At 70.0% G+C, this 24,676-nt stretch carries 19 protein-coding genes and 2 tRNA genes; 18 read left to right on the top strand and 3 right to left on the bottom strand.

Features of this window, described 5'->3' with window-relative positions; genetic code table 11:
- Positions 1 to 36: 36 nt before the first annotated feature.
- Positions 37 to 110: transfer RNA gene (locus tag PUR26_RS14390), tRNA-Gly, on the bottom strand.
- Positions 111 to 238: 128 nt separating this feature from the next.
- Here PUR26_RS14390 and PUR26_RS14385 point away from each other — a divergent pair.
- The 5 genes from PUR26_RS14385 (at position 239) to clpX (ending at position 4,905) form a co-directional block, all read left to right on the top strand.
- Positions 239 to 315, top strand: a tRNA-Pro gene (locus PUR26_RS14385).
- 176 nt (positions 316 to 491) lie between these two features.
- Positions 492 to 1,889, top strand: a complete 1,398-nt coding sequence (gene tig, locus PUR26_RS14380) for a trigger factor (protein ID WP_329872726.1) — start codon at positions 492 to 494, stop codon at positions 1,887 to 1,889.
- A gap of 238 nt (positions 1,890 to 2,127) precedes the next feature.
- A complete protein-coding gene (locus PUR26_RS14375) occupies positions 2,128 to 2,745 on the top strand; it encodes an ATP-dependent Clp protease proteolytic subunit (RefSeq protein ID WP_329872724.1) in 618 nt (205 codons plus the stop codon).
- A gap of 41 nt (positions 2,746 to 2,786) precedes the next feature.
- Positions 2,787 to 3,461, top strand: a complete 675-nt coding sequence (locus PUR26_RS14370; protein ID WP_329872722.1) for an ATP-dependent Clp protease proteolytic subunit — start codon at positions 2,787 to 2,789, stop codon at positions 3,459 to 3,461.
- Between the two features lie 160 nt (positions 3,462 to 3,621).
- Positions 3,622 to 4,905, top strand: coding sequence for an ATP-dependent Clp protease ATP-binding subunit ClpX (gene clpX, locus PUR26_RS14365; protein ID WP_329872720.1), 1,284 nt, complete (start codon positions 3,622 to 3,624; stop codon positions 4,903 to 4,905).
- Positions 4,906 to 4,979: 74 nt separating this feature from the next.
- On the opposite strand, the gene PUR26_RS14360 is transcribed toward clpX, so the two are convergent.
- The gene (locus tag PUR26_RS14360) at positions 4,980 to 5,948 is read right to left on the bottom strand and encodes a hypothetical protein (protein WP_329872719.1); all 969 of its coding nucleotides are present in this window, start codon (positions 5,946 to 5,948) and stop codon (positions 4,980 to 4,982) included.
- 137 nt (positions 5,949 to 6,085) lie between these two features.
- Here PUR26_RS14360 and PUR26_RS14355 point away from each other — a divergent pair, with 137 nt between their 5' ends.
- On the top strand, positions 6,086 to 8,707 hold the full coding sequence (locus PUR26_RS14355; RefSeq protein WP_329872717.1) for a valine--tRNA ligase: 2,622 nt from the start codon (positions 6,086 to 6,088) through the stop codon (positions 8,705 to 8,707).
- Positions 8,708 to 8,936: 229 nt separating this feature from the next.
- On the opposite strand, the gene PUR26_RS14350 is transcribed toward PUR26_RS14355, so the two are convergent.
- Positions 8,937 to 9,962, bottom strand: coding sequence for a rod shape-determining protein (locus PUR26_RS14350; RefSeq protein WP_329872716.1), 1,026 nt, complete (start codon positions 9,960 to 9,962; stop codon positions 8,937 to 8,939).
- 166 nt (positions 9,963 to 10,128) lie between these two features.
- Here PUR26_RS14350 and folC point away from each other — a divergent pair, with 166 nt between their 5' ends.
- From folC to PUR26_RS14290, 12 genes are all read left to right on the top strand, one after another.
- Entirely contained in the window at positions 10,129 to 11,631 is a 1,503-nt protein-coding gene (folC, locus tag PUR26_RS14345) for a bifunctional tetrahydrofolate synthase/dihydrofolate synthase (RefSeq protein ID WP_329872715.1), read from the top strand.
- 7 nt (positions 11,632 to 11,638) lie between these two features.
- On the top strand, positions 11,639 to 11,986 hold the full coding sequence (locus tag PUR26_RS14340; protein WP_329872714.1) for a DUF4233 domain-containing protein: 348 nt from the start codon (positions 11,639 to 11,641) through the stop codon (positions 11,984 to 11,986).
- A gap of 89 nt (positions 11,987 to 12,075) precedes the next feature.
- Positions 12,076 to 12,489, top strand: coding sequence for a nucleoside-diphosphate kinase (gene ndk, locus PUR26_RS14335; protein ID WP_329872712.1), 414 nt, complete (start codon positions 12,076 to 12,078; stop codon positions 12,487 to 12,489).
- Positions 12,490 to 12,751: 262 nt separating this feature from the next.
- Entirely contained in the window at positions 12,752 to 13,771 is a 1,020-nt protein-coding gene (locus PUR26_RS14330; RefSeq protein ID WP_073751217.1) for a rod shape-determining protein, read from the top strand.
- 102 nt (positions 13,772 to 13,873) lie between these two features.
- Complete coding sequence (gene mreC, locus PUR26_RS14325) at positions 13,874 to 14,878, top strand: rod shape-determining protein MreC (protein WP_329872710.1); 1,005 nt, start codon at positions 13,874 to 13,876, stop codon at positions 14,876 to 14,878.
- Between the two features lie 3 nt (positions 14,879 to 14,881).
- Positions 14,882 to 15,547, top strand: a complete 666-nt coding sequence (gene mreD, locus PUR26_RS14320; protein ID WP_329872708.1) for a rod shape-determining protein MreD — start codon at positions 14,882 to 14,884, stop codon at positions 15,545 to 15,547.
- Positions 15,548 to 15,566: 19 nt separating this feature from the next.
- Complete coding sequence (mrdA, locus tag PUR26_RS14315; protein WP_329872707.1) at positions 15,567 to 17,756, top strand: penicillin-binding protein 2; 2,190 nt, start codon at positions 15,567 to 15,569, stop codon at positions 17,754 to 17,756.
- A 5-nt stretch (positions 17,757 to 17,761) separates the two neighbouring features.
- Entirely contained in the window at positions 17,762 to 18,961 is a 1,200-nt protein-coding gene (rodA, locus tag PUR26_RS14310; RefSeq protein WP_329872705.1) for a rod shape-determining protein RodA, read from the top strand.
- A gap of 28 nt (positions 18,962 to 18,989) precedes the next feature.
- Positions 18,990 to 20,525, top strand: coding sequence for a CYTH and CHAD domain-containing protein (locus tag PUR26_RS14305; protein ID WP_329872703.1), 1,536 nt, complete (start codon positions 18,990 to 18,992; stop codon positions 20,523 to 20,525).
- 53 nt (positions 20,526 to 20,578) lie between these two features.
- The gene (locus PUR26_RS14300) at positions 20,579 to 22,501 is read left to right on the top strand and encodes a TIGR03960 family B12-binding radical SAM protein (protein WP_329872701.1); all 1,923 of its coding nucleotides are present in this window, start codon (positions 20,579 to 20,581) and stop codon (positions 22,499 to 22,501) included.
- 80 nt (positions 22,502 to 22,581) lie between these two features.
- Complete coding sequence (locus PUR26_RS14295; RefSeq protein ID WP_329872700.1) at positions 22,582 to 23,553, top strand: hypothetical protein; 972 nt, start codon at positions 22,582 to 22,584, stop codon at positions 23,551 to 23,553.
- 123 nt (positions 23,554 to 23,676) lie between these two features.
- On the top strand, positions 23,677 to 24,471 hold the full coding sequence (locus PUR26_RS14290; RefSeq protein WP_329872698.1) for a TIGR03936 family radical SAM-associated protein: 795 nt from the start codon (positions 23,677 to 23,679) through the stop codon (positions 24,469 to 24,471).
- The last annotated feature ends 205 nt before the right edge of the window (positions 24,472 to 24,676 follow it).

The following is a 24,676-nucleotide window of genomic DNA, read 5'->3' as shown; positions in this document are numbered from 1 at the left end:
GGGGGGAGGAGACCTCCCGCCCGGGCCGAGGCCGGATGGAGCGGGCGACGGGAATCGAACCCGCGTAGCTAGTTTGGAAGACTAGGGCTCTACCATTGAGCTACGCCCGCACGTGACGCACGGAGGATCACGAGGACCGCCGTACGTGGAGCATCGTAGCGGGTCCCGGGGTGTGGTCGCACACCCGTGAACGTGCCGACGCAGTGGCCGCGGGCATGTACCCTACGTGTCGCACCGACGGGGTGTGGCGCAGCTTGGTAGCGCGTCCGCTTTGGGAGCGGAAGGCCGTGGGTTCAAATCCCGCCACCCCGACCACGCCGTTTCGGCGCCGCGCCGCCCACCCGCAACCAAGATCACATTGTGGGCCTCATCCCGCTTGCGGTTACTATGCAAGCTGCGTGCCCGTGTGTCTCTCTGACCGGGCCGATCCGCTGGAACCGTCACACACGGGACCGGCGAAATCCATGAATCAGCCACAAGGAGACCGAACCGTGAAGAGCGCCGTGGAGACCCTGAACCCGACTCGGGTTCGGCTCACTGTCGAGGTGCCCTTCGAGGAGCTCAAGGACAGCCTCGACGCGGCGTACAAGAAGATCAACCAGCAGGTCACGGTCAAGGGCTTCCGCAAGGGCAAGATCCCGGCTCGTGTGATCGACCAGCGGTTCGGCCGTGGTGCTGTGCTGGAGGAGGCCGTCAACGACGCCCTCCCGAAGTTCTACACCGAGGCGGTCAACGAGGCCGAGCTGAACCCGCTGGGTCAGCCGGAGGTGGACATCACGGAGCTGAAGGACGGCGAGACGCTGGCCTTCACCGCCGAGGTCGACATCCGCCCGGCCATCGAGATCCCGGACTACTCGGGCATCGAGGTCACCGTCGACGCCGTCGAGGTCACCGACGAGGACGTCGAGAAGTCGGTGGAGCAGCTGCGCGAGCGGTTCGCCTCCACCAACCCGGTCGAGCGTCCCGCCGCCGAGGGCGACGTCGTCACGATCGACCTGCAGGCCAAGGTCGACGGCGAGGTCCTGCCCGACGGTGTCGCCGACGGCGTCTCGTACACCATCGGCTCCGGCGAGCTCCTCGAAGGCATCGACGAGGCCGTCACCGGCCTGGAGGCCGGCGGGGAGGCCACCTTCACCTCGCAGCTGAAGGGCGGCTCCGCCGAGGGCAAGGACGCCGAGGTCACCGTCAAGGTCACCGCCGTCGCCGCCCGTGAGCTCCCCGAGCTCGACGACGACTTCGCCCAGATGGCGTCCGAGTTCGACACCCTCGACGAGCTGAAGGCCGACAGCCGCAAGCGCCTCGAGAACATGAAGCAGTACGACCAGGCCACCCAGGCCCAGGAGCGCGTCCTCGACGAGCTGCTGAAGCTGGCGGAGGTCCCGATCCCCGAGAAGCTCCTCGCGGACGAGATCAACACCCGCAAGCACAACCTGGAGCACCACCAGCTCGGCCAGATGGGCCTCGACCTCGCCAAGTACCTGGAGATCCAGGGCAAGACCGAGGAAGAGTTCGACGCCGAGACCAAGGAGCAGGCCGAGAAGGGCATCAAGACGCAGTTCATCCTCGATGAGCTCGTCAACAAGGAGAAGCTGAACGTCAACCAGGAGGAGCTCACCGAGCACCTCATGCGGCGTGCCGCCTCCTCCGGCATGAGCCCCGACCAGTTCGCCCAGGCCGTCGTCGAGGGCGGCCAGGTGCCGATGCTCGTCGGCGAGGTCGCCCGCGGCAAGGCCCTCGCGGTCGTCGTCGAGGCCGCCAAGGTCGTCGACACCAACGGTGAGCCGGTCGAGCTGGACGACGAGTCCGACGAGACCGCGGAGACGGTCGAGGCGGCCTCCGAGGACGCCCCGGCGGCCGACGAGCAGGCCGAGGGCAAGTCCGAGGCCTGAGGCCTCGCACGACCCCAGGGCGGGCTCCGGACGCTTGACGCGCCCGGGGCCCGCCGTCGTACTCGTGGCCTCATGGCCGCCCCAACTACCTTGCGCTCCCAGCGAACAGTTCGGGAAGCGGGATGGCGCCCGCCTACCAGCGCGTTAGGGTCCATGAATACGAGGGCAGGGGAGTCCCCGCCCCCAGTACGAGAGACGCTGAGACGGCCGGAGCCGTCAGAGACGAGCAGGTGGATACGTGACGAATCTGATGCCTTACGCCGCGGGTGAGCCGTCCATCGGTGGTGGCCTCGGCGACCATGTCTACAACCGGCTGCTCGGCGAGCGCATCGTCTTCCTCGGCCAGCAGGTCGACGACGAGATCGCGAACAAGATCACCGCGCAGATGCTGCTCCTTGCCGCCGACCCGGACAAGGACATCTTCCTGTACATCAACAGCCCCGGTGGCTCGGTGACGGCCGGCATGGCCATCTACGACACCATGCAGTACATCCCCAACGACGTCGTCACCATCGGTATGGGCATGGCGGCCTCGATGGGCCAGTTCCTGCTGACCGGCGGCAGCGTCGGCAAGCGCTTCGCGCTGCCGAACACCGACATCCTGATGCACCAGGGCTCCGCCGGCATCGGCGGTACCGCCTCGGACATCAAGATCCAGGCCGAGTACCTTCTCCGTACGAAGAAGCGCATGGCCGAGATCACCGCGCGCCACTCCGGTCAGACCGTCGAAACGATCATCCGTGACGGCGACCGCGACCGCTGGTTCACCGCGGAGGAGGCCAAGGAGTACGGCCTCATCGACGAGATCATCTCTGCCGCTTCGGGCGTTCCGGGCGGTGGCGGCACCGGCGCCTGAGCCGAACCGTCCCCACCCCCAGCCCGCTGAACGCCACCAGGATGGTGAACACCCATATGAGCAACTTCTCCGCGAGCGGCCTCTACACCGGCCCGCAGGTGGACAACCGCTACGTCGTTCCGCGCTTCGTCGAGCGCACCTCGCAGGGCGTGCGCGAGTACGACCCGTACGCGAAGCTCTTCGAGGAGCGCGTGATCTTCCTCGGCGTGCAGATCGACGACGCCTCCGCCAACGACGTCATGGCCCAGCTGCTGTGCCTGGAGTCGATGGACCCGGACCGCGACATCTCCATCTACATCAACAGCCCCGGTGGGTCCTTCACCGCGCTGACGGCCATCTACGACACGATGCAGTTCGTGAAGCCGGACATCCAGACGGTCTGCATGGGCCAGGCGGCCTCCGCCGCGGCCGTGCTGCTCGCCGCCGGTACGCCCGGCAAGCGGATGGCCCTGCCCAACGCGCGCGTCCTGATCCACCAGCCGTCCGGCGGCACCGGCCGTGAGCAGCTCTCCGACCTGGAGATCGCGGCCAACGAGATCCTGCGTATGCGTACGCAGCTGGAGGAGATGCTGGCCAAGCACTCGTCCACGCCGATCGAGAAGATCCGTGACGACATCGAGCGCGACAAGATCCTGACCGCCGAGGACGCCCTGGCGTATGGACTGGTGGACCAGATCGTCTCGACCCGTAAGAGCACCGCCGCGGCGGCTGCCTGACGCCCGACCTTCCCTTGGCACGGACCGCGTCCATCGGACCCACGTCCATGTGAACCGTGCCAAGGGGGGCCCGAACGGGGGGCCCGGCAAGGTACCGTCGGATATGAGGCACCAGGAGTCGGCTGAACCAAGCCGCTCCCAGGCGAAGGGGAAGCACCTCGTGGCACGCATCGGTGATGGCGGCGACCTGCTCAAGTGCTCGTTCTGCGGAAAGAGCCAGAAGCAGGTGAAGAAGCTCATCGCAGGCCCCGGTGTGTACATCTGCGACGAGTGCATCGATCTCTGCAACGAGATCATCGAGGAGGAGCTCGCCGAGACCTCCGAAGTGCGGTGGGAGGAACTGCCCAAGCCGCGCGAGATCTACGAGTTCCTCGAGGGGTACGTCGTCGGTCAGGAGCCCGCCAAGAAGGCGCTCTCCGTCGCGGTGTACAACCACTACAAGCGCGTCCAGGCCGGCGAGAACGGCGGCGGGCAGGGCCGGGACGACGCGATCGAACTCGCCAAGTCCAACATTCTGTTGCTGGGCCCCACGGGCTCCGGCAAGACCCTCCTGGCCCAGACGCTGGCACGCATGCTCAATGTGCCGTTCGCCATCGCCGACGCGACGGCGCTGACGGAGGCGGGCTACGTCGGCGAGGACGTCGAGAACATCCTCCTCAAGCTCATCCAGGCCGCCGACTACGACGTCAAGAAGGCCGAGACGGGCATCATCTACATCGATGAGATCGACAAGGTCGCCCGTAAGAGCGAAAACCCGTCGATCACCCGGGACGTCTCCGGCGAAGGCGTCCAGCAGGCCCTGCTGAAGATCCTGGAAGGCACCACCGCGTCCGTGCCCCCGCAGGGCGGCCGCAAGCACCCGCACCAGGAGTTCATCCAGATCGACACGACGAACGTGCTGTTCATCGTGGGCGGCGCCTTCGCGGGCCTGGAGAAGATCATCGAGTCGCGCGCGGGTGCCAAGGGCATCGGCTTCGGCGCCACGATCCGCTCCAAGCGCGAGATCGAGGCGAGCGACCAGTTCCAGGAGGTCATGCCCGAGGACCTGGTGAAGTTCGGGATGATCCCCGAGTTCATCGGCCGCCTCCCGGTCATCACCTCCGTGCACAACCTGGACCGCGAGGCCCTGCTCAAGATCCTCGTCGAGCCGCGCAACGCGCTGGTGAAGCAGTACCAGCGCCTCTTCGAACTCGACGGCGTGGAGCTGGACTTCGACCTTCCCGCCCTGGAGGCCATCGCCGACCAGGCGATCCTGCGCGGCACGGGGGCGCGCGGTCTGCGCGCCATCATGGAGGAGGTCCTGATGTCGGTGATGTACGAGGTTCCGTCCCGCAAGGACGTGGCCCGTGTCGTCATCACCGCGGACGTCGTCCACAACAACGTGAACCCGACGCTGGTGCCCAGGGTCGTGAAGAACGAGGGCCGCCACGAGAAGAGCGCGTAGGCGGTACGACACAGGGGCGCCCGGCCGGTTCCAGCAACCGGCCGGGCGCCCCTGTCGTGTGCGGGCCCCGCTGATCAGACCTTGGAGCGCGAAGCCTTGTAGTGCTGGGCGGTCAGCTCGGCCACCTGGTCGAGATTCATCTGCTTGCCCGTCATCGCGCCCGTCACGTCAATGGCGTTGACCACGCCGAAGGTGCTGTAGTCGGCCCAGATGCAGGTGGGGACCTGGAACTCCTTCGGCCCGTTCTTGACGCTGCCGTCACCCTCCGCGTTCAGGAACTTGAGGTTCTGGCACTTGATGAGCGCGCCCTCGAAGCCGGCGGGCTTCTTCTCCTCGGGGCTGCCGACGGGCTCGATCTTGAGGCCGTCGGCGCCGGCCGGCGACTGGTTCTCCTTCTTGGTGTAGTTGGCGAAGCCCAGGTCGACGGCCTTCTCCGGGTCGGCGATCTCGCCCCATGTGCCGTTGAGGCTCATGCTCTTGCCCGTCATGGGGTCGGACTCGCCCCCGGACTTGTAGTTCGCCATGACCATGGTGGGGTTCTTGATCCCCATGGCGGTGGCGTTCGCCTTCTGCTTGTCGTTCATCGGGAGCGGCACGTCGGGGCCGTCCTTCTTGTACTCGCCGATCGACGCCGCCGGCGTGATCTTGTACCCCTTGGTGTCGGCCGCCACCGCGCTGTTGCCGCTGCCGCTGCCGCCGGAGCCGAGCAGGAAGTACGCGCCGCCGCCGATGACCGCCAGTGCCACGACCACCGCGCCGATGATCAGGCCGGTCTTCTTCTTCGGGGCCGGCGGGGGCGGCGGCGGGTAGGCGCCCGGGCCCGCGCCGTAGGGAGCCTGCGGGGGCTGGCCGTACGGTCCCGGCTGCTGCTGCGGGTAGCCGTACCCCTGCGGCGGCTGCGGCGGGACGCCCTGAGGAGCCTGCTGGGGGTAGCCGTAACCGGGCTGGGGTGCCTGCGGCTGCTGGCCGTAGGGTCCCGGCTGGCCGTACGGTCCCGGCTGCTGGGGCTGTCCGCCGTACGGGCCCGGCTGGTTGTAGCTCATTAAGGAGTTCCCCTCCGAATGCTTATGCGTTCCTCACATCCTGTCCGAGCCGGTCACTTCACGGGGCGGCGGGGTGCACACCGTTACCGAACATTCCCGTTTCAGTACGGGCCTGTGACACCCCTAAACTGGGGCCCGTGACCGAGAACACTCAGCAGCAGCCAGCATCCGTCCCCGAACTGCCGACCCAGTACGCGCCGGCCGAGGTAGAGGGGAAGCTGTACGAGCGCTGGGTAGAGCGCGGTTACTTCACCGCTGACGCGAAGAGCGACAAGCCGCCGTACACCGTCGTCATCCCGCCGCCGAACGTCACCGGCGCACTGCACCTGGGCCACGCCTTCGAGCACACGCTGATCGACGCCCTCACCCGCCGCAAGCGCATGCAGGGCCACGAGACCCTGTGGCAGCCCGGCATGGACCACGCGGGCATCGCCACGCAGAACGTGGTCGAGCGCGAGCTCGCCAAGGAGGGCAAGTCCCGCCACGACCTGGGGCGCGAGGAGTTCATCGAGCGCGTCTGGAAGTGGAAGGGCGAGTCCGGCGGCCAGATCTCCGGCCAGATGCGCCGCCTCGGCGACGGCGTCGACTGGGAGCGCGAGCGCTTCACCATGGACGAGGGCCTCTCGCAGGCCGTCCAGACCATCTTCAAGAAGCTGTACGACGACGAGCTGATCTACCGCGCCGAGCGCATCATCAACTGGTGCCCGCGCTGTCTCACGGCGATCTCGGACATCGAGGTCGAGTACCAGGACGACGACGGCGAGCTGGTGTCGATCAAGTACGGCGAGGGGGACGAGACGCTCGTCGTCGCCACCACTCGCGCCGAGACGATGCTCGGCGACACCGCCGTCGCGGTCCACCCCGACGACGAGCGGTACAAGCACCTCGTCGGCAAGCAGATCAAGCTGCCGCTGACCGACCGCACGATCCCCGTCGTCGCGGACGAGCACGTCGACCCCGAGTTCGGCACCGGGGCCGTCAAGGTGACCCCGGCGCACGACCCGAACGACTTCGAGATCGGCCAGCGCCACAGCCTGCCGAACATCGCGGTCATGGACGAACACGCGATCATCACCGCGCACGGCCCCTTCCAGGGCCTGGACCGCCTGGAGGCCCGCTCCGCCATCGTCGGCGCGCTGCGCGCCGAGGGCCGCATCGTCGCCGAGAAGCGCCCGTACACGCACTCGGTCGGCCACTGCTCGCGCTGCAAGACCACCATCGAGCCGCGTCTGTCGATGCAGTGGTGGGTCAAGGTCGGCCCGCTCGCCAAGGCCGCGGGTGACGCGGTCCGCGACGGCAAGGTCAAGATCCACCCGCAGGAGATGGAGAAGCGCTACTTCGACTGGGTCGACAACCTCCACGACTGGTGCATCTCGCGCCAGCTGTGGTGGGGCCACCGCATCCCCGTCTGGTACGGGCCGAACGGCGAGGTCGTCTGTGTCGGACCCGACGACGAGGCCCCGACGGGCGAGGGCTGGACGCAGGACAACGACGTCCTCGACACGTGGTTCTCCTCCGGCCTGTGGCCGTTCTCCACGCTCGGCTGGCCCGAGGAGACCGAGAGCCTCGCGAAGTTCTACCCGAACTCCGTCCTGGTCACCGGCTACGACATCCTCTTCTTCTGGGTCGCCCGGATGATGATGTTCGGCCTGTACGCGATGGACGGCACCCCGCCGTTCCACACGATCGTGCTGCACGGCATGGTCCGCGACCAGTTCGGCAAGAAGATGTCGAAGTCCTTCGGCAACGCGGTCAACCCGATCGACTGGATGGACAAGTACGGCTCGGACGCCCTGCGCTTCACCCTCGCCCGCGGTGCCAATCCCGGCACGGACGTGCCGATCGGCGAGGACTGGGTCCAGGGCTCGCGCAACTTCGCCAACAAGATCTGGAACGCCACGCGCTTCGCGATGATGAACGGCGCGACGATCGAGGGCGACCTGCCGCCGGTCGGGCAGCAGTCGGCCACCGACCGCTGGATCCTGTCCCGCCTCAACGCGACGGTCGCCGAAGTCGACGCGCTCTACGACGACTTCCAGTTCGCCAAGCTCTCCGACGCCCTCTTCCACTTCGCGTGGGACGAGGTCTTCGACTGGTACGTCGAACTGTCCAAGACGACGTTCATGGCGGGCGGCGACGGCGCGAAGGTCTCGGCCCGCGTCCTCGGCGAGGTCCTCGACGTCACCCTGCGCCTGCTCCACCCGATCGTCCCGTTCGTCACGGAGACGCTCTGGACGGCGCTGACCGGCCGCGAGTCGCTCGTGATCGCCGACTGGCCGGGCGACAGCGGCTTCCGCGACGCGGCCGCCGAGCAGGAGATCGAGACCCTTCAGCAGGTCATCACCGAGGTCCGCCGCTTCCGCGCCGACCAGGGCCTGCAGCCCGGCCAGAAGGTCCCGGCCCGCCTGGCCCTGGACGGCACCGCGCTCGCCCCCCACGAGGCGGCCATCCGCCAGCTCCTGCGCCTCCAGCCGGAGGGCGACGCCTTCACGGCGACGGCGACGCTGCCGGTGGCGGGCGCCACGGTCGCGCTCGACCTGTCGGGCACGATCGACGTCGCCGCGGAGCGCAAGCGCCTGGCCAAGGACCTGGCCGCCGCCGAGAAGGAGAAGGCCCAGGCCGAGGGCAAGCTGGGCAACGAGGCGTTCCTCGCCAAGGCGCCGGACCAGGTGGTCGACAAGATCCGTGGGCGTCTGTCCAAGGCGGAGCAGGACATCGCCCGTATCCAGGGCCAGCTGGAGAACCTTCCGCAGGCGTGAGCCGCCGGCGCCGTCCGGCCCGGGGCCGGACGACATGAGGTGAGGGGCGCGGGGACGGCAGGGAACGACGGGGCGCGCGCCCCGCGGCCCCGCGCCGCTCCCGCGCCCCGTCGCGTCCGGCCGGACGCGGTCGGCGGAAGCGGCGGAAGCGCCCGGCCGGGGACTGCCCGGCCGGGAGGCCCGTGGGGGCGGGCGCGGTGTCCCCGTCCGGCGGGGACCGCGCGGGCCCTCAGCGGGTGCGGCGGGCCGTCGCCGGGGCGAGGAGCTCGTGGAGCGTGTCGAAGTCCTCCACACAGCGGCCCGCGCCCAGCACCACGCAGTCCAGCGGGTCGGCGGCCACGAACACCGGGATGCCCGTCGCCGACGCCATCCGCAGGTCCAGCCCCGGCAGCAGCGCCCCGCCGCCGGTCAGCACGATCCCGTGCTCCATCACGTCGCCCGACAGTTCGGGCGGGCACTCCTCCAGCGTCCCCCGGACCGCGGAGATGACCGCCTCGACCGGCTCGTCCAGCGCGCCGCGGACCTCGAAGGCGGTCAGTTCGACCGTCGTCGGCAGGCCGGCGACCTTGTCGCGCCCGCGCACCCGGAAGGTCCGTCGCTCCAGGTCCTCGTCGCCCGGCACCGGCCAGGCCGAGCCGATCGCGCACTTGACGTCCTCGGCGGTGCGCTCGCCGATCAGCAGCCCGTGCTCCTTGCGCACGTGGTCGGTGATCGCCGCGTCGAGCCGGTCTCCGCCGACCCGCAGCGAGCGGGCCGTGACGATCCCGCCGAGCGAGATCACCGCCACCTCGGTCGTACCGCCGCCGATGTCCACGACCATCGAGCCGCGCGGGTCCGACACCGGCAGCCCGGCGCCGATCGCCGCCGCCATCGGCTCCTCGATCAGGTGGACGGCCCGCGCGCCCGCCCGCCGGGACGCGTGCACGATGGCGCGTCGCTCGACCGGAGTCACCCCGCTCGGCACGCAGACGACCATCCGGATACGGGGCCGGCGGCCGGGCACCGCCTTGCGCACGAAGTGCCGGATCATCTCCTCGGCCGCCTCGTAGTCACTGATCACCCCGTCCCTCAAGGGGCGGATCGCGGTGATCGAACCGGGAGTGCGGCCGATGGTCTGCTTGGCCTCCGAGCCGACCGCCGACGCGGTCCGCGAGCCCTCCCGGACGGCGACCACGGACGGTTCGTCGAGCACGATGCCCTTGCCGCGGGCGTAGAGGAGGGTGTTCGCGGTGCCGAGGTCGATACCTATGTCCATGATCGCCAAGTCTGCCGGGCGATCCCGCCGGCCGAGGGGACCAAAGTCCCGAACCGGACGGGCGGAAGGTCCTCCGTCGTCGCCGTGCCGGGCCTCGCCGCCCCCTCGGGCGTCCACCGGCCGTCCCTCGACGGCCGGTGTCGGCGGTGCTCCGTAGACTGGTCCTGTGAGTGAGCAGCCCTCGTCCAGCGACAGGTTCGACGACATCGTCGACGCCGAGACCGACCGAGACCCCGACCTGGCGGTGATCGAGGCCGGCAGCCGCACGCTGCGCGCCCAGGCCGGCCCGCCCCAGGGCGATCCCGTGCCCGCGCGCCCCGCCGACCCGGAGGTGGACAAGGCGCTGCGCGAGGTGGAGCAGGACCTCGCGACCCGCTGGGGCGAGACCAAGCTGGAGCCCTCGGTGGCGCGGATCGCGGCCCTGATGGACGTGCTGGGCGAGCCCCAGCGCGCGTACCCCTCGATCCACATCACCGGTACGAACGGCAAGACGTCCACCGCCCGGATGATCGAGGCGCTGCTCTCGGCGTTCGAGCTGCGCACCGGCCGCTACACCTCGCCGCACGTGCAGTCGATCACCGAGCGGATCAGCCTGGACGGCGCGCCGATCGACGCCGAGCGGTTCATCGAGACGTACAACGACATCAAGCCGTACGTCGAGATGGTCGACGCGGCCCAGGACTACCGGCTCTCCTTCTTCGAGGTCCTCACCGGTATGGCGTACGCGGCGTTCGCCGACACGCCGGTGGACGTGGCGGTCGTCGAGGTCGGCATGGGCGGCAGCTGGGACGCGACGAACGTGATCGACGCGTCGGTCGCCGTGGTGACGCCGATCGACCTGGACCACACCGACCGCCTGGGTTCCACGCCCGGTGAGATCGCCACCGAGAAGTCGGGGATCGTCAAGGAGGGCGCGACCGTCATCCTGGCCCAGCAGCCGGTCGACGCGGCCCAGGTGCTGCTGAAGAAGGCCGTCGAGGTGGACGCCACGGTGGCCCGCGAGGGCATGGAGTTCGGTGTCGTCGCCCGTGAGGTGGCGGTCGGCGGGCAGCTGCTGACGCTGCGGGGGCTGGGCGGCGAGTACGAGCAGGTCTTCCTGCCGCTGTACGGCGCGCACCAGGCGCACAACGCCGCGGTGGCGCTCGCGGCGGTGGAGGCGTTCTTCGGCATCGGTGCCCAGCAGGCGACCCGCACGCTCGACATGGACACGGTCCGCAAGGCGTTCGCGTCCGTCGCCTCGCCGGGCCGGCTTGAGGTCGTGCGGCGCAGTCCGACCGTCGTGCTGGACGCCGCGCACAACCCGGCGGGTGCCCGGGCGACGGCCGACGGCGTCACCGAGGCGTTCGGCTTCTCGCGGCTGATCGGCGTGGTCGGCGCGAGCGGGGACAAGGACATCCGGGGCCTGCTGGAGGCCTTCGAGCCCATCTTCACCGAGGTCGTCGTCACGCAGAACTCCAGCCATCGCGCGATGGACGCCGACGCGCTCGCCGCGGTCGCCGTGGAGGTCTTCGGCGACGAGCGGGTGGTGGTCGAGCCGCGTCTGGACGACGCGCTGGAAGCGGCGATCACCCTGGCCGAGGAAGAGGGGGAGTACGCGGGAGCGGGCGTCCTCGTGACCGGTTCGGTGATCACGGTCGGCGAAGCCCGGCTGCTGCTGGGAAGGGGCTGACCTCTCGATGCGTACGCTCTGTGCGTCCACGCTGATCGGCGAGTTCTTCGTCATCGGATTCGCCGGGCTGGTCGCCATGAAGGACGACAGCCTGACGATGGGCACCGTCTGGACGGTGTGCGGCATCGCGATGCTGCTGTCGGTCCTGCTGTGCGGTGTGATCACCCGCCCCGGGGGGATACAGCTCGGCTGGGGGCTCCAGATCGCCCTGATCGCCAGCGGTTTCGTCGTGCCGATCATGTTCTTCCTCGGCGCGGTCTTCGCGGGGCTGTGGTGGGCGTCGGTCCACTTCGGCCGGAAGATCGACGAGGCGAAGGCGCGCTGGGCCGCCCAGAGCGAGGCCCAGCCGCAGTAGCGAGGCGCCAGGACCGGGTGCGCTTGCTCCGTATGGCCCCTGTAGCCTCACCCTCACCGCACACGCATGTCTGCAAGGAGCCGTCACACATGACCCAGCGCACGCTCGTCCTGCTCAAGCCCGACGCCGTCCGCCGTGGCCTGATCGGCGAGGTCATCGGCCGTATCGAGCGCAAGGCCGGCTGGACCATCACCGCTCTGGAGCTGCGCGACCTGGACCAGGAGACGCTGGAGCAGCACTACGGCGAGCACAAGGGCAAGCCCTTCTACGAGCCGCTGGTCGCCTTCATGTCCTCCGGTCCCGTCGTCGCGCTCGTCGTCGAGGGCGAGCGGGTCATCGAGGGCGTGCGCCAGCTCGCCGGGCCGACCGACCCGATCGCCGCCGCGCCCGGGTCCATCCGGGGTGACTTCGGCACCATCGTGCGGGAGAACCTGATCCACGCCTCGGACTCCGAGGAGTCCGCCATTCGGGAGCTGAAGATTTTCTTCCCCGGTCTTTCCTGACCCGGTGTCAGCCATACAGCGCTCATGACCTGGGGCGACCGAAGGAATTTCGGTCGCCCTTCGGCATATGACGGGACCGACCGGGAACGCATCCGTCCGACACCTCGTCACCTATACAGAGGCGGACCACCGCGCCGTGTCCGCGCAGGCGGCACTACGATGGAATCTCCGCGCCACACCATCCACGTCGCCGTCCTGAGAAGCCGTCAACGCTCTAATTGGGAAGGCCCGACGCATCCTCATGGGAAACAAGGGGAACTCAATGTCGTTCATCGGCCGTGACATGGCTGTCGACCTCGGGACCGCCAACACGCTGGTGTACGTCAGGGGTCGCGGCATCGTCCTCAACGAGCCGTCCGTGGTCGCCATCAACACCAACACCGGCGGCATCCTCGCGGTCGGTGCCGAGGCGAAGAAGATGATCGGCCGGACTCCTGGCAACATCGTGGCCGTCCGGCCGCTGAAGGACGGCGTGATCGCCGACTTCGAGATCACGGAGCGGATGCTCCGCTACTTCATCCTCAAGATCCACAAGCGGCGCTACCTGGCCCGCCCCCGGGTCGTCGTCTGTGTGCCGTCCGGTATCACCGGAGTCGAGCGCCGCGCCGTCATCGAGGCGTCCACCCAGGCGGGCGCACGCCAGGTCCACATCATCGAGGAGCCGATGGCCGCGGCGATCGGCTCGGGCCTCCCCGTCCACGAGGCGACCGGCAACATGGTGGTGGACATCGGTGGCGGCACCACCGAGGTGGCCGTCATCTCGCTCGGCGGAATCGTCACGGCACAGTCGATCCGGGTCGCCGGCGACGAGCTGGACAACGCGATCATCCAGCACATCAAGAAGGAGTACAGCCTCCTCCTCGGTGAGCGCACCGCCGAACAGATCAAGATCACCATTGGCTCGGCGTACGACCTCGACACCGACGAGCACACCGAGATCCGCGGCCGCGACCTGGTCTCCGGACTGCCCAAGACCGTGGTCATCTCGGCCGCCGAGGTCCGCAAGGCCATCGAGGAGCCGGTCAACGCGATCGTCGACGCGGTCAAGACGACCCTGGACAAGTGCCCGCCGGAGCTCTCCGGTGACGTCATGGACCGCGGCATCGTCCTCACCGGCGGCGGCGCCCTGCTGCGCGGGCTCGACGAGCGGCTGCGCCGCGAGACCGGCATGCCGATCCACATCGCCGAGGATCCGCTGGACTCGGTGGCGCTCGGATCCGGCAAGTGCGTCGAGGAGTTCGAGGCGCTCCAGCAGGTCCTGGACGCCCAGCCGCGCAGGTAGCACCTGACCCGATGTCAGCCGTACGGGCGCTGCCAGACCCGTACGGCTGATCGTTGGTATAACGGCACAAACATTCCTACGAGGAAGGCACGGCCGCCCCACGTGAGGGACACACGAGAGAGCCGGCTACTCCTGGTGCTGCTGATCGCCATCGCGTTCGCGCTGATCACGGTGGATATCCGCGGAGGCGAGGAGTCACCGGTCGACGGCGCCAGGCAGGCCGCCGCCACTGTCTTCGGTCCGGTCGAGAACGGCGTCGCGGCCGCTGTCGACCCGATCGGCAACGCCATCGGAGCGGTACGGGACTCCGGCGAACGCCACAGCCGCATCGCCGAGCTCGAACGCGAGAACGCGACGCTGAAGGCGAGGCTCGGCAGCGACGACCGCAACAGAAGCCGTGTGCGCGAGCTCGACAGCATGCTGAAGAAGGCCGGTGCCGGCCAGTACGGCATCAAGGCGGCCGAGGTCATCGCCATAGGAGCGGCCCAGGGCTTCTCCTGGACCGTGACCATCGACGCCGGCTCGGACGACGGCATCAAGCGCGACATGACGGTGCTCAACGGTGACGGACTCGTCGGCCGTGTCACCACCGTCGGCCCCGGCACCGCGACGGTCCTGCTCGCCAGCGACCCGGACTTCACCGTCGGCACCCGTATGGAGAAGACCGACGAACTGGGCTTCGCCACCGGACAGGGCGACCGCCCGCTGCTGGTGCAGCTCCTCAACGGCAAGGCCAGGGTCAAGCCGGGCGACCGGCTGGTCACCTTCGGCTCCCAGTCCGGCAAGCCGTTCGTCCCCGGCGTCCCGGTCGGCGAGATCGTCCGCGTCGACCCGTCCCGCGGCGGCCTGACCCGCAACGTCTTCGTACGCCCCTACGTCGGCTTCACCAAGCTCGACATCGTCGGCGTCGTCGTACAGGCCCCCCGCAGCAACCCGCGCGACATGGTCCTGCCCGCCAGGCCGACGCCCTCGCCGACGGTCACGGTCACCGTCACCCCCTCGGCCGGCGCCGGGGAGCAGAACGACGCGCGGAACCAGAACGAGAACGACGCCCAGGCCACCCCGCGGCCCACCGCGAGCGGCCGGTCCGACGAGCAGGACGGGTAGCCCATGCGTTTCAACCGGATGCTCCTCTCCACCACCCTGGTCGTCGTCGCCCTCGTCATCCAGGTCACCGTCCTCGCCCGCCTCCAGCTCCCGGGCGCCGTCCCCGACCTGCTGCTGCTCGTCGTCCTGGCCCTGGCCTTCGTGTACGGACACGTCGGCGGAGCCCTCGTCGGCTTCGGTGCCGGCCTCCTCGCCGACCTGGCCCCGCCCGCCGACCACGCCGTCGGACGGTACGCCCTGGTGCTCTGCGTGATCGGCTACCTCGCGGGGCTCACCAAGCCCGAGACCGGCCAGCTGCGTTCCGCCACGGGCCCGATGGTCATGGTGGTCGCCGCGGCCGTCGGCTCCACCCTGCTCTACGCGGGCGTCGGCGCCTTCGTCGGCGACACCGCCGCCCGCCACGTCGGCCTGGTGCCCCTGCTGTTCACCGCCGCGCTCTACGACCTGCTGCTGGCGCCCTTCACCGTGCCGCTGATCATGGCGCTCGCCAGACGCGCCGACAACGATCCGCTCGCCGACACGCCCAGCGGTGTCACCGATGTGTCCTCCCGCTGGACGGCCTCCGGCACGGGGCTGCGGATCGGCAACCAGCGCGGTGTCATGCGGATCAAGGCCGCCCGCAACAGGGCGGCCCGGGCCGGACGCATCAAGGGCGTCAAGCGACTGTGACCGAGGGGGCAACCGCGTCATGAGCAACATCCCGGAGACCGGCCGGACCCCCCGGGTCCAGATCCGGCTCATCGTCATCCAGGTCCTCGTCTTCTCCATGCTGCTGACCCTCGGCGGCCGCCTCTGGTACCTCCAGATCCGCAACGGCCAGGAGTACACCGACGAGGCCAGGAGCAACCACGTCCAGCGGGTCGTCTCCCCGGCCGTGCGCGGCTCGATCCTCGACGCCCGCGGCGTGCCGCTCGCCGACAACGAGACCCGCCTCGTCGTCTCCGCCTCGCGCACCGAGCTGATGAAGATGAAGGACGACGGGAAGGGCGTCCTGACCCGGCTCGCCGGCGTGCTCGGCATGAAGCCGAAGGACGTCATGGACAAGGTCAGGCTCTGCGACTCGCAGACTCCGCAGCCCTGCTGGAACGGTTCCCCGTACCAGCCGATCCCCGTCACCAACAAGGCCACCACACAGCAGGCGCTCCAGATCCGGGAGAGTTCCGAGGACTTCCCCGGCATCACCGCCGAACCCACCGCCGTACGCCGCTACGCGGCACCCGGCAAGGCCCGCACCTCCCAGGTCCTCGGCTACCTCTCGCCGGTCACCGACGACGAGATCCAGAAGGCCAAGGACACCGACTCGCCGCATCTGCGCTCCGACCAGGTCGGTCGCTCCGGCCTGGAGCGCACCTATGACAAGCAGCTGCGCGGCAAGGCGGGCGTCACGTCCTACGAGGTCGACAAGGTCGGCCGGGTCATGGGCCAGACCGAGGCCGACCCGGGCGTGCCCGGCTCCAACGTCGTCACCAGCATCGACGCCCGGGTCCAGGCCGTCGCCGAGTACGAGCTCCACGAGGCGATGAAGACCGTCCGCAAGGAGACCGACCGGGTCACCGGCCGCAAGTACGAGGCGGACTCCGGCGCCGTGGTCGTCATGGAGTCCAAGACCGGCCGGGTCGTCGCGATGGCCTCCCAGCCGGACTACGACCCCAACGCCTGGATCGGCGGCATCTCCGCCAAGGACTACGCCAGGCTCACCGACAAGAAGTCCAACTATCCGCTGCTCAACCGGGCCATCCAGGGCCAGGCACCCGCGGGCTCCGTCTTCAAGGTGGTGTCGGCGAGCGCGGCCGTGCGGGCGGGCTACCCCTTCGACGGCATGTACAACTGCAGCAGCTCGTACAACATGGGCAACCGGAGCTTCGCGAACTTCGAGTCCAAGGGGCACGGCCCCATCACCCTGGGAGACGCCCTCAAGTACTCCTGCAACACCGTCTTCTACCGCCTGGGCCACCAGGAGTGGCAGCGTGACGGCGGGATAAAGCCGAAGAAGGACGCCCACGACTGGTTCTACCGGACCGCCCGGGACTACGGCTTCGGCGCCGAGACCGGCATCGACCTGCCGAACGAGGTCAAGGGCCGTATCCCCGACCGCAAGTGGAAGAACGACTTCTGGGCCGCCAACAAGGACGCCTGGTGCAAGCAGGGCAAGAAGGGCGGCACCTACGTCGAGCAGATCGCGTACGAGAGCTGCCTCGAAGGCAACCAGCTGAAGGCGTTCGACAGCATCAACTTCGCCATCGGCCAGGGTGACGTCCTCATCACCCCCATCCAGCTGGCCACGGCCTACTCCGCCATCAGCAACGGCGGCACTCTCTACAACCCCACCATCGGCAAGGCCGTCATCAGCCCCGATGGCAAGAAGATCGAGGAGATCAAGCCCCAAGCCCACGGCAGGCTGCCGGTCGACGCCGCGACCATCAGCGACCTCGACAAGGGTCTGCGCTCCGTCGTCGGACCCGGCGGCACCGCCAACTGGCGGTTCCAGCACTGGCCGCAGGACAAGATCCCGATGCGGGCCAAGACCGGCACCGCCCAGGTCTACGGCAAGCAGACCACCTCGTGGTTCGCGACCTACACCGACGAGTACACGATCGTGATGACGATCTCCCAGGGCGGCACGGGCTCCGGCGCCTCCGGCCCCGCCGTGCGCAACATCTACGACGCCCTCTACGGACTCGACGACGAGGGCAACCAGGACCTCAAGCGCGCCCTGCTGCCCCAGCCGCAGAAGACCCTGCCGAGGATCCTCCCCGACGGCACCATCGAGGCTCCGGACATCAAGCCGTACGACCCCGAATCGCAGAAGGTCGACCCCGCCGAGGCGGGGAAGCGACAGGAGCTCGCGGGTCCGCCCCCCACCTGGCAGAGGGACTGATCGACATGACCGGATCCCACGGCTTCTCCGTCTCGCGGTACTCCCCGGACCGCGGCACCTGGTCCAGGCTCACCGCACGCGACTCGATGGTGCGCAGGCTCGACTGGCCGCTGATGTTCTCCGCGCTCGCCCTCGCCTTCATCGGGTCGCTCCTGGTGTGGTCCGCGACCCGGGGCCGTACGGAGCTCAACCACGGCGACCCGTACTACTTCCTCTTCCGCCACGTCCTCAACACCGGCATCGGGCTCGTCCTGATGGTCGGCACCATCTGGCTCGGCCACCGCACGCTCAGGGGCGCCGTCCCCGTGCTCTACGGCCTCTCGGTGGTGCTCGTCCTGCTGGTGCTCACCCCGCTCGGCGCGACCATCAACGGCGCGCACGCGTGGATCGTGATCGGCGGCGGGTTCTCGCTCCAGCCGTCCGAGTTCGTGAAGATCACGATCATCCTGGCCATGGCGATGATCCTGGCCGCCCGCGTCGACGCGGGCGACCAGGTCCACCCCGACCACCGCACCGTCGCCAAGGCCCTCGGGCTCGCCGTCCTGCCGATGGCGGTCGTCATGCTGATGCCGGACCTCGGCTCGGTGATGGTCATGGTGGTGATCGTCCTCGGCGTGCTGCTCGCCTCCGGCGCCTCCAACCGCTGGATCTTCGGCCTGATGGGCGCCGGCCTGATCGGCGCCCTCCTGGTCGCCGCGCTCGGCGTGCTCGACGAGTACCAGATCAACCGCTTCGCCGCGTTCGCCAACCCGGAGCTCGACCCGGCCGGCGTCGGCTACAACACCAACCAGGCACGCATCGCCATCGGCTCCGGCGGCCTCTACGGCGCCGGGCTCTTCAACGGGCACCAGACCACCGGACAGTTCGTCCCCGAACAGCAGACGGACTTCATCTTCACCGTCGCGGGCGAGGAGCTCGGGTTCGTCGGCGCCGGCCTGATACTGGCCCTCCTCGGCGTGGTGCTGTGGCGCGCCTGCCGCATCGCCCGCGAGACGACCGAGCTCTACGGCACGATCGTCGCCGCCGGCATCATCGCCTGGTTCGCCTTCCAGGCCTTCGAGAACGTCGGCATGACACTGGGCATCATGCCCGTGGCGGGTCTGCCGCTGCCGTTCGTCTCCTACGGCGGATCGTCGATGTTCGCGGTCTGGGTCGCGATCGGACTGCTCCAGTCGATCCGGGTTCAGCGGCCGATAACGGCATAGAACGGGCCGGACGGGCAACTAGTCCGGAATGACGGCGGACACGAAGCGCGAGATCGAGCGGAAGTACGAAGCCACCCCCGGCGGCCGGACACCCGACCTGACCCGGGTGCCAGGGGTGTCCGACGTGGTGGCCAAGGGCGTCGTGGAACTCGACGCCGTCTACTACGACACCACCGACCTGCGCCTGGCCGCCGCCGGCATCACCCTGCGGCGCAGGACCGGCGGCGAGGACGCGGGCTGGCACCTCAAGCTCCCCGTCGCCCCCCACGCCCGGGACGAGATCCACGCCCCGCTCGGCGAGGGCGACGACGTGCCGCCGTTCCTGGCCGCCCTCGTACGGGCCAGGACCCGCGACCGGGCGCTCGTACCGCTCGTACGGCTGCGCACCGCCCGCGACGTCCACCACCTGGTCGACGGGGAGGGGCGCCTGCTCGCCGAGGTCAGCACCGACGCCGTCCGCGCGCGACGCCTCACCGACGACCGCGCCACCGTCCGGTGGACGGAGATCGAGGTCGAGCTGGGCGACGGGACGGACCCCGCGTTCCTGGACGCCGTCGACAAACGGCTCCGCAAGGCCGGGACCGTCCCCTCGGAGGCGCCGTCCAAGCTGGCCCGGGCACTCGCCGAGACCGGTCGCGCCCCCGAGCCGGCCGCGCCGGCCGGGCCGCCCGACGACCGGGCGACCGCGGGCGACCACGTCCTCGCCTTCGTGCGGGAACAGGTCGAGGCCCTCCTCGGCTACGACGCCGCCGTCCGCCGGGACCTGCCCGACTCGGTGCACCGGATGCGGGTCGCCACCCGCCGGCTGCGCAGCGCCTTCCGCACGTTCCGCAAGGTCCTCGACCGCGAGGTCACGGACCCGCTCGGCGAGGAGCTCAAGTGGCTCGCCGCCGAGCTGGGCGTCTCCCGCGACCAGGAGGTCCTGACCGAGCGGCTGACCGCGCGGATCGAGGCGCTGCCCGCGCCCGTCCTGCTCGGCCCGGTCCGGGGCAGGCTGCGCGCCTGGTCCACCGTCCGCGGCGTCCGGGCCCGCGAGCGCACCCTCGCCGCGCTGAACGGCGACCGCTACCTCGCCCTCCTCGGCTCGCTCGACGCGCTGCTCGCCGCACCGCCCCTGCGGCCCGCCGCCCGCAAGGCGCCGGCGGGCGTGCTGGCCAAGGCGGTGCTCAAGGACCACGACCGGCTGGCCGGGCGGATCACCCGCGCCCTCTCGCTCCCGGCCGGCAAGGAGCGCGACCTGGCCCTGCACGAGGCCCGCAAGGCGGCCAAGCGGGAGCGCTACGCGGCGGAGGCGGCCAGGCCCGCGCTGGGCAGGCCCGCCAAACGGCTGTCCAAGCGGATCAAGGCCGTGCAGAAGGTCCTCGGCGACCATCAGGACAGCGTCGTCGCCCGCGAGGAATTGAGGAACCTGGCGATCCAGGCCCACTCGGCGGGTGAGACCTCCTTCACCTGGGGCCTGCTCCACGGGCAGGAGGAGGCCCTGGCCGCCGAGTGCGAGCGGAAGCTGCCGCACGCGTGGGAGAAGGCGTCGCGGGGGAGGACGCGGGCGGATCTGGAGCACTGAGCACCGGGGTACGCTTGAGAGTCACCCCCTTGCCAGCTCACCGAAGGTTCGAGATGTCCGAGTCGGTCTTCCCACAGCTCGAAGCTCTGCTCCCGCACGTGCAGAAGCCCATTCAGTACGTCGGCGGTGAGCTGAACTCCACGGTCAAGCCATGGGAGTCCTGCGACGTCCGCTGGGCTCTCATGTACCCGGACGCGTACGAGGTCGGCCTCCCCAACCAGGGCGTCATGATCCTCTACGAGGTGCTGAACGAGCGTGAGGGCGTCCTCGCCGAGCGGACCTACAGCGTCTGGCCGGACCTCGAGGAGCTGATGAGGGAGCACGGCGTCCCGCAGTTCACCGTCGACAGCCACCGGCCGGTGAAGTCGTTCGACGTCTTCGGCCTGAGCTTCTCCACCGAGCTCGGCTACACCAACATGCTCACCGCGCTCGATCTGGCGGGCATCCCGCTGGAGGCCCGGGACCGTACGGTCGACGACCCGATCGTGCTCGCGGGCGGTCACGCCGCCTTCAACCCCGAGCCGATCGCCGAGTTCATCGACTGCGCGGTCATCGGCGACGGCGAGCAGGCCGTCCTCGACATGACGGAGATCATCCGCGCCTGGAAGGCCGAGGGCCGCCCCGGTGGCCGCGAGGAGGTCCTGTTCCGGCTCGCCCGGACCGGCAACGTCTACGTGCCCCGTTTCTACGACGTCGAGTACCTGCCCGACGGCCGTATCGGACGCGTCGTCCCCAACAGGTCCGGTGTGCCGTGGCGGGTGTCCAAGCACACCGTCATGGACCTCGACGAGTGGCCCTACCCCAAGCAGCCCCTCGTCCCGCTCGCGGAGACCGTCCACGAGCGGATGTCCGTCGAGATCTTCCGCGGCTGCACCCGCGGCTGCCGTTTCTGCCAGGCCGGCATGATCACGCGCCCCGTGCGGGAGCGAAGCATCACCGGCATCGGCGAGATGGTCGAGAAGGGTCTCAAGGCGACCGGCTTCGAGGAGGTCGGCCTGCTCTCGCTCTCCTCGGCCGACCACACCGAGATCGGTGACATCGCCAAGGGGCTGGCCGACCGGTACGAGGAGGACAAGATCGGTCTGTCCCTCCCGTCGACCCGCGTCGACGCCTTCAACGTCGACCTCGCCAACGAGCTGACCCGCAACGGCCGTCGCTCCGGCCTCACCTTCGCCCCCGAGGGCGGCTCCGAGCGCATGCGCAAGGTCATCAACAAGATGGTCTCGGAGGAGGACCTGATCCGTACGGTCTCCACCGCGTACGGCAACGGCTGGCGCCAGGTGAAGCTGTACTTCATGTGCGGCCTGCCCACCGAGACCGACGAGGACGTCCTGCAGATCGGCGACATGGCCGTCAACGTCATCGCCGAGGGCCGCAAGGTGTCCGGGCAGAACGACATCCGCTGCACCGTCTCCATCGGCGGGTTCGTCCCCAAGCCGCACACCCCCTTCCAGTGGGCCCCCCAGCTGAGCGCCGAGGAGACCGACGCCCGGCTGGAGAAGCTCCGCGACAAGATCCGCGGCGACAAGAAGTACGGCCGCTCGATCGGCTTCCGCTACCACGACGGCAAGCCGGGCATCGTCGAGGGCCTGCTCTCGCGCGGTGACCGCCGCGTGGGCGCCGTGATCCGCGCGGTCTACGAGGACGGCGGCCGCTTCGACGGCTGGCGCGAGCACTTCTCGTACGACCGCTGGATGGCCTGCGCCGAGAAGACGCTGCCCGAGTACGGGGTGGACGTCGACTGGTACACCACCCGCGAGCGCACCTACGAGGAGGTCCTGCCCTGGGACCACCTGGACTCCGGTCTCGACAAGGACTGGCTCTGGGAGGACTGGCAGGACGCCCTCGACGAGACCGAGGTCGACGACTGCCGCTGGACGCCGTGCTTCGACTGCGGCGTCTGCCCAGCGATGCAGACCGAGATCCAGGTCGGTCCCACCGGCAAGAAGCTGCTGCCGCTGACCGTGGTGAAGTGACCGCGGGCGCCGCGTAACGTCCGTGCAACGGCCCGGCCCGGGGAGGAAACCCCGGGCCGGGCCGTTGCGTCCTGCCCATCATGGACCTGGAGAAGCACCCGCGCCCCGCACCCGCCCCCTACGAGGGCGGTGAGGGATGCCTGACGGCGGCGATCAGGATGCCCGTGCGGATCGTGGTGCTGCTGGTGGTCGTGCCCGTCCGGCTGGTCCTTGACGCCCTCGCCGCCTGCGGCAGGGCCCTGTACCGGGTGCTGCTGAGCCCCTTGATCCGGGGGCTGGACCGGGTGTGGGACCACATGCTGGCGCCGGTGGGTCGGGGGATCGTGTGGTGCGTGGCGGCGGTGGTGAGGTACGGCGTGGTCGCTCCGGTCTCGTGGCTGTACCGCCGGGTGCTCACTCCGCTCGGCCGGGGCGTCCGGCTGCTGATGTGGGCGGTGTTCGTCCGGCCGTGGACCGCGCTGCACCGGTGGGTGCTCACCCCTCTGGGGCACGGGCTGACCTGGCTGTACGCCAACGTGCTCGCCCCCGTCGGCCGCGGACTGTGGGCGGTGCCGGTCCTGCTGGTCCCGTTCCTGGTCGTCGCGCCCGCCGTCTTCGTGTACCGCTGGATCCTCAGCCCGGTGGGCCGCGTCCTCCTCGCGGTCGGCCGCGAGATCGTCGGCGCCGTCGAGGTGGCCTGGCGCGTCGCCGGGTACCTCTCCCGGGCCGTCGGCCGCGGACTGAAGTGGCTCGCCTGGCACCTGGCCGGCCGCCCGGCGAGCTGGTTCTACCGGCAGGTGTGCACTCCCGTGGGCCACTTCGTGCGCGACGGCCTCTGGAACCCGGCCCGACGGGCCGCCGCCGAAGTGGGCCGGGCGGCCGCGGCGGCCCTCGCCTCAGCCCGCGAGACCGTGCGCCGGGCCCGCCGGGACGCCTGGCGCGCACTGGCCGGCGGGCCCCGGGAGGCTCGGGCTGTGGAACCGCGCGCGACTCCGGCGCGTACTCTGGGTAGTACAACAACCGCTCCTGGCGCGGCGCCCGCACCCGAGATCTCCCTGAGCAAGCAGGGGTGAGCCGGGCGGGACCCCTGGGGGCCACCCGCATTTCGTGGCGGTGCGCCACCCGCGCCCGCCCCGCACCGAGGAGAAGAACCACTGGGCAAGCGACAGCCCGAAGGCCCGCCGCCCGCACCGGCAGTGCAGCGCATCCGCCTGCGCTACACCAAGCGCGGCCGCCTCCGGTTCACCAGTCACCGCGACTTCCAGCGCGCATTCGAACGGGCGCTGCGCCGCGCCGAGGTGCCCATGGCGTACTCGGCGGGATTCACGCCGCACCCCAAGGTCTCGTACGCCAATGCCGCACCCACCGGCACGGGCTCCGAGGCCGAGTACCTGGAGATCGCGCTCACCGAGGCACGCGACCCCGACAAGCTGCGCGAGCTGCTCGACGAGTCGCTGCCCGCCGGCCTCGACATCACCGACGCGGTCGAGGCACGCACCTCGGGCCTCGCCGACCGGCTCACCGCCTCCGTGTGGGAGCTCCGGCTCGACGGGGTCCCGGCCGACGACGCCGAACGCGCCGTCGCCGCGTTCCTCGCCGCGGAGACCGTCGAGGTCCAGCGCAAGACGAAGAACGGTATGCGGACCTTCGACGCGCGCGGCGCGGTCGCGGCTCTCGAAGCGGCCGCGGCACAGCCTGATAGGCCCGCGGACGGCCCCTGTGCGATACTGCGCCTGGTTGTTCGGCACGTGACACCTGCCGTACGACCCGACGACGTCCTGTCCGGTCTCCGAGCTGTGGCCGACCTGGCGCCGCCGGTCCCCGCAGCGGTGACCAGGCTGGCGCAGGGGCTCTTCGACGAGGAGACCGGCACGGTGACCGACCCGCTCGCGCCCGACCGCGAGGCAGTCACGGCCGCCCCACCCAAGGCCGCCGGACACGCCTCAGCGACGGCGACTCCCAATGCCGGAGGCGGGGCAGGTCCCGCGTAGGGGCGGTCGTTGCAGCGCGGCCCTGGTACTCGGGAGCCACCTGGGTCGGGCCGCGTACAGACACAAAAGACTTTCGCCAGGCCGTACGCACAAGGCGTACGGAACCGGCGAGCCAGATATCAGCTCCCGTGCGGCGCCCGCGCCCCGGACGGCGGCCTTCGCGAATGGTGCGATGCCGCGGCCGGACCGGAACCAGGCGCGGCGC

The organism is Streptomyces sp. SP18CS02, assembly GCF_036322365.1.
Taxonomy (GTDB): Bacteria; Actinomycetota; Actinomycetes; order Streptomycetales; family Streptomycetaceae; genus Streptomyces.
The sequence above is the reverse complement of the archived record's forward strand: the minus strand, read 5'-3'. Positions and strand labels throughout refer to the sequence as shown.